Source organism: Pseudomonas sp. MEJ108 (genome assembly GCF_030208985.1).
GTDB lineage: Bacteria > Pseudomonadota > Gammaproteobacteria > Pseudomonadales > Pseudomonadaceae > Aquipseudomonas > Aquipseudomonas fragariae.
The window spans coordinates 125,884-140,677 of record NZ_JARVSW010000029.1; the positions used below are offsets into that span (position 1 = coordinate 125,884).

Below are 14,794 nucleotides of genomic sequence, written 5' to 3' on the forward strand. Positions count from 1 at the left end.
CTTGGCATGGCCCGCCCTGGGTCATGCCTTCAAGCACCACAAAACGCCTCTTTCAGCGGCAGCGTTATCCACATACTCCGCCATTTCCTCCTTTAATTTTGCCTCGACACCTGAATCTGACGAGCAGGAATGCCCGAGGGATGGATTTTCCGTGCCTGATTTTTGCTGAATAGCCGTTTTTTTGTGGATTAAGCCCTGTGAATAACTGCCCTTTAGCTCGGTGGGTAAGCAGGGTGCAAACCTGAAGATAAATCCCCCTGTGGACAAGTGGCTATCTTATCAACAGGCTCAGGACGGTTATCCAAACCCCTCATCCCCACATGAACACAGACTTTTGAATCTCTGTACACATTGAAAATAAAGGCCTGTAGCAATCTATCCACAGAAAGGTGGCTCAGTAAGAATAAACATAAAAACAAGGCTTTATAAACTTTCTTTCCTTTTTATTTTCTTTATCCGCGACTTTTCCACAGCTGGTTAAATTTTGTCCAACGGGTTTCATTCAGGTGGGGTAAGTCCCTATACTTGTCAGCTATCCCAATTTCTCATCGACAACAGGCACGAGGTGCGTGGTGGATTTCCCTTCCCGTTTTGAAGTGATCGTCATCGGTGGCGGTCATGCCGGTACCGAGGCCGCACTGGCGTCGGCACGCATGGGTGTCAAAACCCTGTTGCTGACCCACAACGTGGAAACACTCGGCCAGATGAGTTGCAACCCGGCCATCGGTGGTATCGGTAAAAGCCATCTGGTCAAGGAAATCGACGCCCTGGGTGGCGCCATGGCCATGGCTACTGACAAGGGCGGTATCCAGTTCCGCGTGCTGAACAGCCGCAAGGGGCCGGCAGTACGGGCCACGCGTGCACAGGCCGATCGCGTGCTGTACAAGGCAGCCATCCGTGAAACCCTGGAAAATCAGCCGAATCTGTGGATATTTCAGCAAGCCTGCGATGACCTGATCGTTGAACAGGATGAAGTGCGCGGCGTCGTGACCCAGATGGGTATGCGCATATTTGCTGATTCCGTGGTGTTGACCACAGGTACGTTCCTTGGCGGACTTATCCACATCGGTATGCAAAATTATTCGGGCGGTCGGGCAGGTGATCCTCCTTCGATCGCACTGGCGCAACGACTGCGTGAGCTGCCGCTGCGCGTCGGCCGCCTGAAAACCGGGACCCCGCCACGCATTGACGGGCGTTCTGTGGATTTCTCGGTGATGACAGAGCAACCAGGTGACACGCCGATCCCGGTCATGTCGTTCCTGGGCAACAAGGAACAGCATCCGCCGCAGGTCAGTTGCTGGATTACCCACACCAACGCGCGGACTCACGAGATCATTGCGTCCAACCTTGATCGCTCGCCGATGTATTCGGGCGTGATCGAAGGTATTGGTCCACGTTACTGCCCGTCGATCGAAGACAAGATCCACCGGTTTGCCGACAAGGAAAGCCACCAGGTCTTCATCGAGCCGGAAGGGTTGACCACGCATGAGCTGTATCCGAACGGTATTTCCACGTCGTTGCCATTTGACGTGCAACTGCAGATCGTCCGGTCGATTCGCGGCATGGAGAATGCACACATCGTTCGCCCTGGTTACGCCATCGAATACGACTATTTCGACCCGCGTGATCTGAAATACAGCCTGGAAACCAAGGTCATCGGTGGCCTGTTCTTCGCTGGCCAGATCAACGGCACGACCGGTTACGAAGAGGCCGGTGCCCAGGGTTTGCTGGCCGGGACCAATGCCGCGCTGCGCGCACAGGGTCGAGACAGCTGGTGCCCGCGTCGCGATGAAGCGTACATCGGCGTTCTGGTCGATGACCTGATCACGCTTGGTACGCAAGAGCCTTACCGGATGTTCACCTCCAGGGCCGAATACCGTTTGATCCTGCGCGAAGACAACGCTGACCTGCGACTCACCGAAAAAGGCCGCGAACTGGGCCTGGTCGACGATGCCCGCTGGGCTGCGTTCTGCACCAAGCGTGAAAGCATCGAGCTGGAAGAACAGCGTTTGAAAAGTACCTGGGTGCGTCCCGGTACCGAGCAGGGCGATGCGATTGCCGCACACTTCGGCACACCACTGACCCACGAATACAATTTGCTCAACCTGCTGACCCGTCCGGAAATCGACTATGCCAGCCTGATTTCAATCACTGGCCAGGGCTGCACCGATCCCCAGGTCGCCGAGCAGGTCGAGATCAAGACAAAATACGCCGGTTACATTGATCGCCAGCAGGATGAAATTGCCCGTCTGCGCGCCAGCGAAGACACCCGCCTGCCGGAAGACATCGATTACGCCGCGATATCCGGCCTGTCGAAAGAAATCCAGAGCAAGCTGGGGATAACTCGTCCGGAAACGCTCGGACAGGCATCGCGCATCCCCGGTGTTACGCCTGCAGCGATATCGCTGTTGATGATTCATTTGAAAAAACGCGGCGCGGGCCGTCAGTTGGAGCAAAGCGCTTGAGTTCTATGGTCACCCCGCAACACGCCCAAGAGTTATCCACCGGTGCCCGGGAATTGGGGATTGACCTCAGTCCGGCCCAGCACGAGCAATTGCTGGCGTATCTGGCGTTGTTGATCAAGTGGAACAAGGCCTACAACCTGACTGCGGTACGCAACCCGGACGAAATGGTATCGAGGCATCTGCTCGACAGTCTCAGTGTGGTGCCCTTCATCGAAGGTACACGCTGGATCGACGTCGGCAGCGGCGGTGGGATGCCCGGCATTCCCATGGCCATCCTGTTTCCGGAGCGCAAAGTGGCGCTGCTGGACAGCAATGGCAAGAAAACCCGGTTTCAGACCCAGGTCAAACTTGAGCTGAAACTGGATAATCTTGAAGTTATCCACAGCCGTGCAGAAAGTTATCAGCCCGAAGTGCCTTTCGACGGGATCATCTCCCGTGCGTTCAGCAGCCTGGAAGACTTCACCGGCTGGACCCGTCACATGGGCGACGTCAATACACGCTGGCTGGCAATGAAAGGGCTGCATCCTGACGATGAGCTGGTAGCATTGCCCTCGGATTTTCACCTCGATAGCGCACACGCCTTGACCGTTCCGGGTTGCCAAGGCCAACGCCATCTGCTGATACTGCGCCGCACGGCATGACTGGGAACACAAGCAAGAATGGCTAAGGTATTCGCGATAGCGAACCAGAAAGGTGGGGTCGGCAAGACCACCACATGCATCAACCTCGCCGCGTCACTGGTCGCGACCAAGCGCCGTGTGCTGCTGATCGACCTCGATCCCCAGGGCAATGCGACCATGGGTAGCGGTGTGGATAAACACAACCTGGAAAACTCCGTCTACGACCTGTTGATCGGCGAATGCGATCTGGGCGAGGCCATGCAGTTTTCCGAGCACGGTGGTTATCAACTGCTTCCGGCCAACCGTGATCTGACGGCGGGTGAAGTGGTTCTGCTGGAAATGCAGATGAAAGAGAGTCGTCTGCGCAATGCGCTGGCGCCCATCCGCGAGAATTACGATTACATTCTCATCGATTGCCCACCTTCGCTGTCGATGCTGACTCTGAACGCGCTGGTCGCGGCAGACGGCGTAATTATCCCCATGCAGTGCGAATACTTTGCACTCGAAGGTCTCAGTGACCTTGTGGATAACATCAAGCGCATCGCTGAACTGCTCAACCCGCAGCTGAAAATCGAAGGTTTGCTGCGCACCATGTATGATCCGCGGCTGAGTCTGATCAACGACGTTTCGGCGCAGCTCAAGGAACACTTCGGCGAGCAGTTGTACGACACCGTGATCCCGAGAAACATCCGTCTGGCCGAGGCTCCGAGTTTCGGCATGCCCGTGCTGGCGTATGACAAGTCGTCTCGCGGTGCGCTGGCCTATCTGGCCCTGGCAAGTGAACTGGTTCGTCGTCAACGTCGCGGCGCAAAAACCGCTCAGCCAACCTAAGGAATTCCCATGGCCGTCAAGAAACGAGGTCTCGGACGTGGGTTGGACGCACTTCTGAGCAGTCCAACCGTCAGTTCGCTGGAAGAACAGGCCGTCAAGGCCCCGCCAAGTGAGTTGCAGCATGTGCCGCTGGACCTGATCCAGCGCGGCAAGTACCAGCCGCGCCGTGACATGGACCCGCAGGCACTCGAAGAACTTGCGCAGTCGATCAAGTCGCAGGGCGTGATGCAACCTATCGTGGTGCGTCCTATCGGTGACAACCGCTTCGAGATCATTGCGGGCGAGCGTCGCTGGCGTGCCAGCCAGCAGGCGGGAGTCGAGACGATCCCGGCGATGGTCCGCGATGTGCCGGACGAAACCGCGATTGCGATGGCGCTGATCGAGAACATCCAGCGTGAGGACCTCAACCCGATCGAAGAGGCCATGGCACTGCAGCGCCTGCAGCAGGAGTTTCAACTGACCCAGCAGCAGGTGGCCGATGCCGTCGGCAAGTCGCGAGTCAGTGTGGCCAACCTGTTACGCCTGATTGCCTTGCCGGAGGCCATCAAGACGATGCTGTCTCATGGCGACCTGGAAATGGGTCATGCTCGCGCCTTGCTCGGGCTGGGTGAGGATCGGCAGGTCGAAGGTGCGCGACACGTTGTCGCACGCGGGCTTACCGTGCGCCAGACCGAAGCACTGGTCAGGCAGTGGCTGAGCGGCAAGGCAGAGGCCGCCGAGCCGGTGAAGACCGACCCGGACATCAGCCGCCTGGAACAGCGCCTGGCCGAGCGTCTGGGCTCGGCGGTGCAGATTCGTCACGGTCAGAAGGGCAAAGGGCAATTGGTCATCCGTTACAACTCGCTGGACGAGCTTCAGGGAGTGCTCGCCCACATCCGCTGAAACAATTGCTCTGTAGCGTATAGTCGGAAATCACTACCCGACTGTTGAATAGGGGCTTAACCGCCCCTATACTCTGCGCGCATTTTGTCGGCACAAATTATGCCAAGTTATTGATTATGGCGACCGACATCAAAGGAGCAGTTGCGATGGAATCCCGCATGCCAGACCGCTTGCCGTTCTATCGCCTGGCGGTTTTCCCGCTTTTGCTGGCTCAATTGATCGTGCTGCTCATGGCCGCATTGGTGCTGTGGCAGTGGCAAGGAGTCGTTGCAGGATATTCGGGACTCTGCGGAGGCCTGATAGCCTGGCTACCCAATTTATACTTTGCTCACAAGGCATTCCGGTTTTCCGGGGCCAGAGCAGCGCAAGCCATCGTTCGGTCGTTCTACGCCGGCGAGGCAGGCAAACTGATTTTCACGGCAGTGCTTTTTGCATTGACGTTCGCAGGTGTGAAGCCTTTGGCGCCGCTGGCTGTATTCGGCGTGTTCATGTTGATCCAGGTGGTCAACTGGTTCGCTCCCCTGCTTACGAGAACAAGACTTTCGAGACCTTAGGGCGTTTGAGGCAACCATGGCAGAGCAAACAGCTTCGGGCTATATCCAGCACCACTTGCAGAACCTTACCTTCGGGCACCTGCCCAATGGCGAATGGGGCTTTGCCCACACCGCAGCGGAAGCCAAGGAAATGGGTTTCTGGGCCTTCCACGTCGATACCCTCGGCTGGTCGGTTGCGTTGGGTCTGATTTTCGTTCTGATCTTCCGCATGGCGGCCAAGAAGGCAACTTCCGGTCAGCCTGGCGCACTGCAGAACTTCGTCGAAGTGCTGGTCGAGTTCGTCGACGGCAGCGTGAAAGACAGCTTCCACGGCCGCAGCGCGGTTATCGCGCCACTGGCGTTGACCATTTTCGTCTGGGTCTTCCTGATGAACGCGGTCGACCTGGTACCGGTGGACTGGATTCCACAGCTGGCGATGATGATCTCGGGTGACTCGCACATTCCGTTCCGTGCCGTGTCGACCACTGACCCGAACGCCACGCTGGGCATGGCCCTGTCCGTGTTCGCACTGATCATTTTCTACAGCATCAAGGTCAAGGGCATCGGCGGTTTCATCGGCGAGCTGACCCTTCACCCGTTCGGCAGCAAGAACCTGTTCGTTCAGGCGCTGTTGATCCCGGTCAACTTCCTGCTGGAATTCGTGACGCTGATCGCCAAGCCGATTTCCCTGGCTCTGCGTCTGTTCGGCAACATGTATGCTGGCGAGCTGGTCTTCATCCTGATCGCCGTGATGTTCGGCAGCGGTCTGTTGTGGCTCAGCGGTCTGGGTGTAGTGCTGCAGTGGGCGTGGGCTGTGTTCCACATCCTGATCATCACCCTGCAAGCGTTCATCTTCATGATGCTGACCATCGTCTACCTGTCGATGGCTCACGAAGATAACCATTGAGATTCGTCTCAGGACGCGTCTGATGACCGTCTCGCCAGTGGCGAGGCGGTGCCCGCAAGGGCTGATGTAGAAACGATTTTGTTTTACCGCTTCAATTAAAAAAACCTAACCAATACGACGTAAAAGTCGGGAGGAAAGATGGAAACTGTAGTTGGTCTAACCGCTATCGCTGTTGCACTGTTGATCGGCCTGGGCGCACTGGGTACTGCAATCGGTTTCGGCCTGTTGGGCGGCAAGTTCCTGGAAGGCGCAGCGCGTCAGCCGGAAATGGTTCCAATGCTGCAAGTTAAAATGTTCATCGTTGCGGGCCTGCTCGACGCCGTGACCATGATCGGTGTTGGTATCGCTCTGTTCTTCACCTTTGCGAACCCCTTCGTTGGTCAACTCGCTGGCTGATCACTCGAATTTTCGAGTTGATTGGTGTGATGGACAACGAACGAGCGAGGTGTTGGCGTGAACATTAATGCAACCCTGATTGGCCAGTCCGTTGCGTTCTTCATTTTTGTGCTGTTCTGCATGAAGTTCGTGTGGCCTCCGGTCATCGCGGCTTTGCACGAACGTCAGAAGAAGATCGCGGATGGACTGGACGCTGCTTCCCGAGCAGCTCGCGACCTGGAGCTGGCCCAAGAAAAAGCGGGTCAACAACTGCGCGAAGCTAAAGCTCAAGCAGCCGAGATCATTGAGCAAGCCAAGAAACGCGGTACCCAGATTGTCGACGAAGCCCGTGAAACGGCACGCGTTGAAGCTGACCGTGTGAAGGCTCAGGCTCAGGCCGAGATCGAGCAGGAACTGAACGGTGTCAAAGACGCCTTGCGCGCCCAGTTGGGTAGCCTGGCAGTCAATGGCGCAGAGAAGATCCTGGGTGCCACAATCGATCAAAACGCGCACGCGGAGCTGGTTAACAAACTGGCTGCTGAAATTTAAGCGAGGGCGATCATGGCAGAACTGACCACGTTGGCCCGACCTTACGCGAAGGCGGCCTTCGAGCATGCGCAGGCCCACCAGCAGCTGGCCAATTGGTCAGCCATGCTCGGCCTGGCTGCTGCGGTGTCGCAAGACGACACCATGCAGCGCATGCTCAAGGCCCCGCGACTGACGAGCGCACAAAAGGCCACCACTTTTATTGAAGTGTGTGGCGAAAAGTTCGATGCCAAGGCACAGAATTTCATTCACGTCGTTGCTGAAAACGACCGCCTCCCGCTTTTGCCGGAGATCGCCGAACTGTTCGACCTGTACAAGGCCGAGCAGGAAAAATCGGTCGATGTGGATGTCACCAGTGCTTTTGCATTGAACCAAGAACAGCAAGACAAACTCGCCAAGGTTCTCAGTGCACGGCTCGGCCGGGAAGTGCGCCTGCATGCTGCGGAGGATGCCTCTCTTATAGGGGGTGTCGTCATCCGCGCCGGCGACCTGGTTATCGATGGCTCAGTTCGTGGCAAGATCGCGAAACTAGCCGAAGCATTGAAATCTTGAGTTTGAAGGGGCAGCAGAGCAATGCAGCAACTCAATCCTTCCGAAATAAGTGAAATCATCAAGGGTCGCATCGACAAGCTCGATGTAACCTCCCAAGCCCGTAACGAAGGCACAGTCGTCAGCGTGTCTGACGGTATCGTGCGGATTCATGGTCTGGCCGACGTAATGTACGGCGAAATGATCGAGTTTCCGGGCGGCGTCTACGGTATGGCGCTGAACCTTGAGCAAGACTCCGTGGGTGCCGTTGTACTGGGCGCTTACACGACTCTGGCTGAAGGCATGAGCGCCAAGTGCACTGGCCGCATCCTCGAGGTTCCGGTAGGTAAGGAACTGCTGGGTCGCGTTGTCGATGCACTGGGTAACCCAGTTGACGGCAAAGGTCCGCTGAACAACACCGAGACCGATGCGGTCGAGAAAGTTGCTCCAGGCGTGATCTGGCGTAAGTCGGTAGACCAGCCTGTACAGACTGGCTACAAGGCTGTCGATGCCATGATTCCTGTCGGCCGTGGCCAGCGTGAGCTGATCATCGGTGACCGTCAGATCGGTAAAACCGCTCTGGCCATCGACGCAATCATCAACCAGAAGAACAGCGGCATCTTCTGCGTCTACGTAGCGATCGGTCAGAAGCAATCGACCATCGCCAACGTTGTTCGCAAGCTCGAAGAAAACGGCGCACTGGCTAACACCATCGTCGTGGCTGCAAGTGCTTCCGAATCCGCTGCGCTGCAGTTCCTTGCACCGTACTCGGGTTGCACCATGGGCGAGTTCTTCCGCGACCGCGGTGAAGACGCGCTGATCGTTTATGACGATCTGTCCAAGCAAGCAGTGGCTTACCGCCAGATTTCCCTGCTGCTGCGCCGTCCACCAGGCCGTGAAGCTTACCCAGGCGACGTGTTCTATCTCCACTCCCGTCTGCTGGAGCGCGCATCGCGTGTTTCCGAAGAGTACGTAGAGAAGTTCACCAACGGCGCAGTGACCGGCAAAACCGGTTCCCTGACCGCACTGCCGATCATCGAAACCCAGGCTGGCGACGTTTCCGCGTTCGTTCCGACCAACGTGATCTCCATCACCGACGGTCAGATCTTCCTGGAATCGGCCATGTTCAACTCCGGCATCCGTCCGGCTGTGAACGCCGGTGTTTCGGTATCCCGTGTGGGTGGTGCCGCTCAGACCAAGATCATCAAGAAGCTTTCCGGTGGTATCCGTACCGCTCTGGCTCAGTACCGTGAGCTGGCGGCATTCGCCCAGTTCGCTTCTGACCTGGACGAGGCGACCCGCAAGCAACTTGAGCATGGTCAGCGCGTTACCGAGCTGATGAAGCAGAAGCAATACGCACCAATGTCGATCGCTGACATGGCGCTGTCGCTGTATGCCGCTGAGCGTGGGTTCCTGACTGACGTCGAAATCACCAAGATCGGCAGCTTTGAACAAGCGCTGATTGCTTACTTCAACCGCGATCACGCCGATTTGATGGCGAAGATCAACGTGAAGGGTGACTTCAATGACGAAATCGATTCTGGCATGAAAGCCGGCATCGAGAAGTTCAAGGCCACCCAAACCTGGTAAGCCGCAGCGGGGGCCGCAAGGCTCCCGCTTGCTAACCTGATAGGTGTTACATGGCAGGCGCAAAAGAGATTCGCAGCAAGATTGCGAGCATCAAAAGCACGCAAAAGATCACCAGCGCCATGGAAAAAGTGGCGGTCAGCAAAATGCGCAAGGCTCAAATGCGCATGGCTGCTAGCCGTCCTTACGCGGAGCGCATTCGTCAGGTGATTGGTCATCTGGCAAACGCCAACCCGGAGTACCGCCACCCGTTCATGATCGAGCGCCCTGTGAAGCGCGTCGGTTATGTCGTCGTGAGCAGTGACCGTGGTCTGTGTGGTGGCTTGAATACCAACCTGTTCAAGACTCTGGTCAAGGACATGGCGGTGAACCGTGAAAACGGTGTAGAGATCGATCTGTGCGTGGTCGGCAGCAAAGGTGCGGCATTTTTCCGCAACTTCGGCGGTAACGTCGTCGCTGCGATCAGCCACCTGGGCGAAGAGCCGTCGATCAACGACTTGATCGGCAGCGTCAAGGTGATGCTGGATGCCTACCTGGATGGCCGTATTGATCGCCTGTCCGTGGTATCCAACAAGTTCATCAACACCATGACCCAGCAACCAACAGTGGAGCAATTGATTCCGCTGGTGGCAACCCCGGATCAAGGGCTCAAGCACCACTGGGACTATCTCTACGAACCCGATGCCAAAGAGCTGCTAGACGGCCTTATGGTTCGCTACGTGGAATCGCAGGTGTACCAGGCGGTGGTCGAGAACAACGCAGCTGAACAAGCAGCGCGGATGATCGCGATGAAGAACGCCACAGACAACGCCGGTGATTTGATCAGCGATTTGCAGCTGATCTACAACAAGGCGCGTCAGGCAGCGATCACCCAAGAGATCTCGGAAATCGTCGGCGGCGCTGCCGCGGTTTAACGGTTCAAATATTAGAGGAACCAGCTAATGAGTAGCGGACGTATCGTTCAAATCATCGGCGCCGTGATCGACGTGGAATTCCCACGCGATAGCGTACCGAGTATCTACAACGCGCTGGAAGTTCAGAGCGCGGCAGGAACCACCCTGGAAGTTCAGCAGCAGCTGGGCGACGGCGTGGTTCGTACCATTGCGATGGGCTCCACCGAGGGCTTGAAGCGTGGTCTGGAAGTCACAGACTCTGGCGCAGCCATCTCCGTACCGGTCGGTAAAGCGACGCTGGGCCGGATCATGGACGTGCTGGGCAACCCGATCGACGAAGCTGGCCCGATCGCCACCGAAGAGCGCTGGGGCATTCACCGTCCTGCACCGTCCTTCGCTGAGCAGGCAGGCGGCAACGACCTTCTGGAAACCGGCATCAAGGTTATCGACCTGGTCTGCCCGTTCGCCAAAGGCGGTAAAGTCGGTCTGTTCGGTGGTGCCGGTGTCGGCAAGACCGTAAACATGATGGAGCTGATCCGTAACATCGCCATCGAGCACAGCGGTTATTCCGTGTTCGCCGGTGTGGGTGAGCGTACTCGTGAGGGTAACGACTTCTACCACGAGATGAAGGACTCCAACGTTCTGGACAAAGTGGCACTGGTCTACGGTCAGATGAACGAGCCGCCGGGTAACCGTCTGCGCGTAGCACTGACCGGCCTGACCATGGCCGAGAAGTTCCGTGACGAAGGTAACGACGTTCTGCTGTTCGTCGACAACATCTATCGTTACACCCTGGCCGGTACCGAAGTGTCCGCACTGCTGGGCCGTATGCCTTCCGCAGTAGGTTACCAGCCGACCCTGGCTGAAGAGATGGGTACTCTGCAAGAGCGCATCACTTCCACCAAGAATGGTTCGATCACCTCGATCCAGGCCGTATACGTACCAGCGGACGACTTGACTGACCCGTCGCCAGCGACCACGTTTGCCCACTTGGACGCCACCGTCGTACTGTCCCGTGACATCGCCTCCCTGGGTATCTACCCAGCGGTAGATCCACTGGACTCGACTTCGCGCCAGCTGGACCCGAACGTCATTGGCCAGGAACACTACGACACCGCTCGCGGCGTTCAGTATGTGTTGCAGCGCTACAAAGAGCTGAAAGACATCATCGCGATCCTGGGTATGGACGAGCTGTCGGAGACCGACAAGCAGTTGGTTAACCGTGCTCGTAAGATCCAGCGCTTCCTGTCCCAGCCTTTCTTCGTGGCAGAAGTCTTCACCGGTGCTTCGGGTAAATACGTTTCCCTGAAAGACACCATTGCTGGCTTCAAAGGCATCCTCAACGGTGACTACGACCACCTGCCAGAACAAGCGTTCTACATGGTCGGCGGCATCGAAGAAGCGATCGAGAAAGCCAAGAAACTGTAATCCCGGCGCCCGGCAACGGGCGCTATTAGGTTGAGGCAAGCAAATGGCTATGACAGTCCATTGCGACATCGTCAGCGCGGAAGGGGAAATCTTCTCCGGTCTGGTCGAGATGGTGATTGCGCACGGCAACCTGGGTGATATCGGTATCGCTCCAGGCCACGCGCCGCTGATCACTGATCTGAAGCCGGGCCCGATCCGCTTGATCAAGCAGGGTGGGGAAGCCGAGGTGTTCTACATCTCCGGTGGTTTCCTTGAAGTTCAGCCGAACATGGTCAAGGTGCTTGCCGATACTGTGCAACGTGCTGCCGACCTGGATGAAGCTTCTGCTCAGGCGGCCGTACTGGCTGCAGAGAAGGCCCTGAACGAGAAGGGCGCAGATTTCGATTACGGATCTGCAACTGCTCGTCTGGCCGAGGCTGCAGCTCAGCTGCGCACCGTTCAGCAAATTCGCAAGAAGTTCGGCGGCTAACCCTGCTGCACTCGATGCGCGATTGAGAAAAAGGGTAGCCTCGGCTACCCTTTTTCTTTTTTCAGATTTCCTCTTTCAAGTCAGCCCGCCTTCGGTCCGGTTGCCGCTCAGTTGGTAGTCCTATCATGTCTCTCGATATCGTTATTCTCGCTGCTGGCCAAGGTACCCGGATGCGTTCCGCGCTGCCGAAGGTTCTGCACCCCGTGGCCGGCAATTCCATGCTGGGTCATGTTATCCACAGCGCACGTCAGTTATCCCCAAGTGGAATACACGTAGTGATTGGGCACGGCGCTGACGCCGTGCGTGAACAGCTGGCAGCCGATGACTTGAATTTCGTGATGCAGGACAAGCAACTCGGTACCGGCCATGCGGTTGCTCAGGCGCTGCCCGCGCTGACGGCTGACACCGTGTTGATTCTTTATGGCGATGTACCGTTGATCGAAGTGGAGACGCTTTCGCGCCTGCTCGAACGGGTCAACCCGCAGCAACTGGGTCTGCTGACCGTTACGCTGGATGACCCTACCGGTTACGGCCGTATCGTTCGCGATGATCAGAATCGTGTCTGTGCCATCGTCGAGCATAAAGACGCGAGTGACGCGCAGAAGGCTATTACCGAAGGCAATACCGGCATTCTCGCCGTGCCTGCCGCTCATCTCGCTGACTGGCTGGGGCGGCTGTCCAACAACAATGCCCAGGGCGAGTATTACCTCACCGACGTGATTGCCATGGCGGCTAATGACGGCCTGGTGGTTGCCACAGAGCAGCCCCACGACGCGATGGAAGTGCAGGGCGCCAATGATCGCAAGCAGCTTGCCGAGCTGGAGCGTCATTACCAGATGCGCGAAGCCCGCCGTCTGATGGCGGCTGGCGTGACCCTGCGTGACCCTGCGCGCTTCGATGTGCGCGGTGAAGTCATTGTCGGGCGCGACGTGCTGATCGATATCAATGTGATTCTTGAAGGCAAGGTCGTGATCGAGGATGACGTGGTCATCGGTCCGAACTGCGTCATCAAGGACAGCACCCTGCGCAAGGGTGTCGTCGTTAAAGCCAACAGCCATATCGAAGGCGCGATCCTGGGTGAGGGCAGCGATGCCGGCCCGTTTGCACGCTTGCGACCAGGCAGCGTGCTGGGTGCCAAGGCGCATGTGGGTAACTTTGTCGAGCTCAAGAATGCGAACCTGGGCGAGGGTGCCAAGGTCGGCCACCTGACGTATCTGGGCGACGCCGAAGTTGGCGCACGCACCAATATCGGCGCCGGTACCATCACCTGTAACTACGATGGTGCCAACAAGCACAAGACCACGTTGGGTGCAGACGTCTTCATCGGTTCCAACAACTCTCTGGTTGCGCCTGTGGATATCCTGGACGGTGCGACGACTGCAGCCGGTTCGACCATCACCCAGAACGTGCCAGCTGAACAACTCGGCGTAGCCCGCGCCCGCCAACGCAATATCGAAGGCTGGAAGCGTCCGGTGAAAATCAGCAAAGACTGAGTTATCCACAGCTCCTGATGACCCGCGTGCCAATGTTCAACATTGGCATGCGTCCATAACTATCCACACCTGACACTCAAGCCAGGACGCAGAGCGTCCAGAACCGCATACCCACGCGGAGCATGGGTACGATAGCGTTCCGGCAGACACCTCTCGTTCCTCACGCTCCAGCGTGGGAATACCGTTCTTGACGCTCCGCGTCACACCCTCGCGCGGTCCCCTGCGTTCGGAACTGCATCCTCACGCGGAGTATGGGTGTACGATCAGCGTAAGCCCAGACACCTCTCGTTCCTCACGCTCCAGCGTAGGAATGCTGTTCGTGATGCTCCGCGTCAAACCCCAGGCTCAAAAGCCGATGTCACGAGTATCCGATAGAAATTGCGCCCCCCATCCCGAAACCTTGACCAAACCCCAAAAATAGGTTTTGATTGCCTTCGTTATCTTTCGAAACGAAACTTAAGGCAGTCATGTCGAAGCGCAATACACCACAACGTCGCCACAACATTCTCGCCCTGCTCAACGAGCAAGGCGAAGTCAGTGTGGACGACTTGGCCAGACGCTTTGAAACTTCCGAAGTTACGATTCGAAAGGACCTGGCTGCGCTTGAAACCAACGGCCTGCTGTTGCGCCGTTACGGGGGCGCAGTGCCGCTTCCCCATGAGCTTATAAGCGATGGCAGTCAGCCAGTTTCGCGCTACAAACAGGCCATCGCCCGCGCTGCGGTTTCCAGGATTCGCGAGCACGCCAGAATCATCGTCGACAGTGGCAGCACCACGGCGGCATTGATCCCTGAGCTGGGCCAGCAACCCGGCCTGGTGGTCATGACCAATTCCCTGCATGTTGCGCGCGCCCTGACCGAGCTGGAACACGAACCGGTCCTGTTGATGACGGGCGGAACGTGGGACCCGCACTCGGAGTCCTTTCAGGGGCAGGTCGCGGAGCAGGTACTGCGTTCCTACGACTTTGATCAGCTGTTCATCGGTGCCGACGGCATTGATCTGGTGCGTGGCACTACCACCTTCAACGAACTGCTGGGCTTGAGCCGGGTCATGGCGGAAGTCGCCCGGGAAGTGGTGGTCATGGTCGAAGCCGACAAGGTCGGTCGCAAGATCCCCAATCTGGAACTGCCCTGGAGCAGTATCCACACCCTTATTACTGATGATCGCCTGTCCAGTGAGGCACGCGATCAGATACAGGCCCGCGGCATCAATCTGATTTGTGCTGCTGTCAGCTAGGA

15 protein-coding genes are annotated in these 14,794 nt (G+C 57.4%); all 15 read left to right on the forward strand.

The window, feature by feature from the left end; all coding sequences use genetic code 11:
- The first annotated feature begins 572 nt into the window (after nucleotides 1–572).
- The 15 genes from mnmG (at nucleotide 573) to QRN50_RS15340 (ending at nucleotide 14,792) form a co-directional block, all read left to right on the forward strand.
- Nucleotides 573–2,465 (forward strand): tRNA uridine-5-carboxymethylaminomethyl(34) synthesis enzyme MnmG, encoded by a 1,893-nt coding sequence (gene mnmG, locus QRN50_RS15270; protein WP_096126723.1) that lies wholly within the window; start codon nucleotides 573–575, stop codon nucleotides 2,463–2,465.
- Nucleotides 2,462–3,106, forward strand: a complete 645-nt coding sequence (rsmG, locus tag QRN50_RS15275; RefSeq protein WP_003367844.1) for a 16S rRNA (guanine(527)-N(7))-methyltransferase RsmG — start codon at nucleotides 2,462–2,464, stop codon at nucleotides 3,104–3,106. The genes mnmG and rsmG overlap by 4 nt, the downstream gene beginning before the upstream one ends.
- 18 nt (nucleotides 3,107–3,124) lie before the next feature.
- Nucleotides 3,125–3,916 (forward strand): ParA family protein, encoded by a 792-nt coding sequence (locus QRN50_RS15280; protein ID WP_002555991.1) that lies wholly within the window; start codon nucleotides 3,125–3,127, stop codon nucleotides 3,914–3,916.
- Nucleotides 3,917–3,925: 9 nt separating this feature from the next.
- The gene (locus tag QRN50_RS15285) at nucleotides 3,926–4,798 is read left to right on the forward strand and encodes a ParB/RepB/Spo0J family partition protein (RefSeq protein WP_003315951.1); all 873 of its coding nucleotides are present in this window, start codon (nucleotides 3,926–3,928) and stop codon (nucleotides 4,796–4,798) included.
- 146 nt (nucleotides 4,799–4,944) lie between these two features.
- Nucleotides 4,945–5,352: a F0F1 ATP synthase subunit I gene (locus QRN50_RS15290; RefSeq protein ID WP_002555989.1), complete on the forward strand. Its 408-nt coding sequence runs from the start codon at nucleotides 4,945–4,947 to the stop codon at nucleotides 5,350–5,352.
- Nucleotides 5,353–5,368: 16 nt separating this feature from the next.
- On the forward strand, nucleotides 5,369–6,238 hold the full coding sequence (gene atpB / locus QRN50_RS15295; protein ID WP_003315954.1) for a F0F1 ATP synthase subunit A: 870 nt from the start codon (nucleotides 5,369–5,371) through the stop codon (nucleotides 6,236–6,238).
- 138 nt (nucleotides 6,239–6,376) lie between these two features.
- Complete coding sequence (gene atpE / locus QRN50_RS15300) at nucleotides 6,377–6,634, forward strand: F0F1 ATP synthase subunit C (RefSeq protein ID WP_002555987.1); 258 nt, start codon at nucleotides 6,377–6,379, stop codon at nucleotides 6,632–6,634.
- 57 nt (nucleotides 6,635–6,691) lie between these two features.
- On the forward strand, nucleotides 6,692–7,162 hold the full coding sequence (locus QRN50_RS15305) for a F0F1 ATP synthase subunit B (protein ID WP_003401414.1): 471 nt from the start codon (nucleotides 6,692–6,694) through the stop codon (nucleotides 7,160–7,162).
- Between the two features lie 12 nt (nucleotides 7,163–7,174).
- Nucleotides 7,175–7,711 carry a F0F1 ATP synthase subunit delta gene (locus tag QRN50_RS15310; protein WP_003315956.1) on the forward strand — a complete coding sequence of 179 codons (537 nt, stop codon included), beginning with the start codon at nucleotides 7,175–7,177 and terminating at the stop codon, nucleotides 7,709–7,711.
- A 21-nt stretch (nucleotides 7,712–7,732) separates the two neighbouring features.
- Nucleotides 7,733–9,277: a F0F1 ATP synthase subunit alpha gene (gene atpA / locus QRN50_RS15315; protein WP_003315957.1), complete on the forward strand. Its 1,545-nt coding sequence runs from the start codon at nucleotides 7,733–7,735 to the stop codon at nucleotides 9,275–9,277.
- Between the two features lie 50 nt (nucleotides 9,278–9,327).
- On the forward strand, nucleotides 9,328–10,188 hold the full coding sequence (atpG, locus tag QRN50_RS15320) for a F0F1 ATP synthase subunit gamma (protein WP_003367855.1): 861 nt from the start codon (nucleotides 9,328–9,330) through the stop codon (nucleotides 10,186–10,188).
- Nucleotides 10,189–10,215: 27 nt separating this feature from the next.
- Nucleotides 10,216–11,595 (forward strand): F0F1 ATP synthase subunit beta, encoded by a 1,380-nt coding sequence (atpD, locus tag QRN50_RS15325; RefSeq protein ID WP_002555982.1) that lies wholly within the window; start codon nucleotides 10,216–10,218, stop codon nucleotides 11,593–11,595.
- A gap of 43 nt (nucleotides 11,596–11,638) precedes the next feature.
- The gene (locus QRN50_RS15330; RefSeq protein WP_003413751.1) at nucleotides 11,639–12,064 is read left to right on the forward strand and encodes a F0F1 ATP synthase subunit epsilon; all 426 of its coding nucleotides are present in this window, start codon (nucleotides 11,639–11,641) and stop codon (nucleotides 12,062–12,064) included.
- Nucleotides 12,065–12,189: 125 nt separating this feature from the next.
- Nucleotides 12,190–13,557 (forward strand): bifunctional UDP-N-acetylglucosamine diphosphorylase/glucosamine-1-phosphate N-acetyltransferase GlmU, encoded by a 1,368-nt coding sequence (gene glmU, locus QRN50_RS15335; protein WP_003401407.1) that lies wholly within the window; start codon nucleotides 12,190–12,192, stop codon nucleotides 13,555–13,557.
- A gap of 467 nt (nucleotides 13,558–14,024) precedes the next feature.
- Complete coding sequence (locus tag QRN50_RS15340) at nucleotides 14,025–14,792, forward strand: DeoR/GlpR family DNA-binding transcription regulator (protein WP_003401405.1); 768 nt, start codon at nucleotides 14,025–14,027, stop codon at nucleotides 14,790–14,792.
- Nucleotides 14,793–14,794 lie beyond the last annotated feature (2 nt).

What these genes read in the sequence shown, in the direction of transcription:
- atpB (WP_003315954.1), top strand. Translation starts at nt 5,369, where the DNA reads ATGGCAGAGCAAACAGCTTCGGGCTATATCCAGCACCACTTGCAGAAC.
- atpD (WP_002555982.1), top strand. Translation starts at nt 10,216, where the DNA reads ATGAGTAGCGGACGTATCGTTCAAATCATCGGCGCCGTGATCGACGTG.
- atpA (WP_003315957.1), top strand. Translation starts at nt 7,733, where the DNA reads ATGCAGCAACTCAATCCTTCCGAAATAAGTGAAATCATCAAGGGTCGC.
- QRN50_RS15280 (WP_002555991.1), top strand. Translation starts at nt 3,125, where the DNA reads ATGGCTAAGGTATTCGCGATAGCGAACCAGAAAGGTGGGGTCGGCAAG.
- QRN50_RS15340 (WP_003401405.1), top strand. Translation starts at nt 14,025, where the DNA reads ATGTCGAAGCGCAATACACCACAACGTCGCCACAACATTCTCGCCCTG.
- QRN50_RS15290 (WP_002555989.1), top strand. Translation starts at nt 4,945, where the DNA reads ATGGAATCCCGCATGCCAGACCGCTTGCCGTTCTATCGCCTGGCGGTT.
- QRN50_RS15310 (WP_003315956.1), top strand. Translation starts at nt 7,175, where the DNA reads ATGGCAGAACTGACCACGTTGGCCCGACCTTACGCGAAGGCGGCCTTC.
- atpE (WP_002555987.1), top strand. Translation starts at nt 6,377, where the DNA reads ATGGAAACTGTAGTTGGTCTAACCGCTATCGCTGTTGCACTGTTGATC.
- glmU (WP_003401407.1), top strand. Translation starts at nt 12,190, where the DNA reads ATGTCTCTCGATATCGTTATTCTCGCTGCTGGCCAAGGTACCCGGATG.
- QRN50_RS15285 (WP_003315951.1), top strand. Translation starts at nt 3,926, where the DNA reads ATGGCCGTCAAGAAACGAGGTCTCGGACGTGGGTTGGACGCACTTCTG.
- atpG (WP_003367855.1), top strand. Translation starts at nt 9,328, where the DNA reads ATGGCAGGCGCAAAAGAGATTCGCAGCAAGATTGCGAGCATCAAAAGC.
- QRN50_RS15330 (WP_003413751.1), top strand. Translation starts at nt 11,639, where the DNA reads ATGGCTATGACAGTCCATTGCGACATCGTCAGCGCGGAAGGGGAAATC.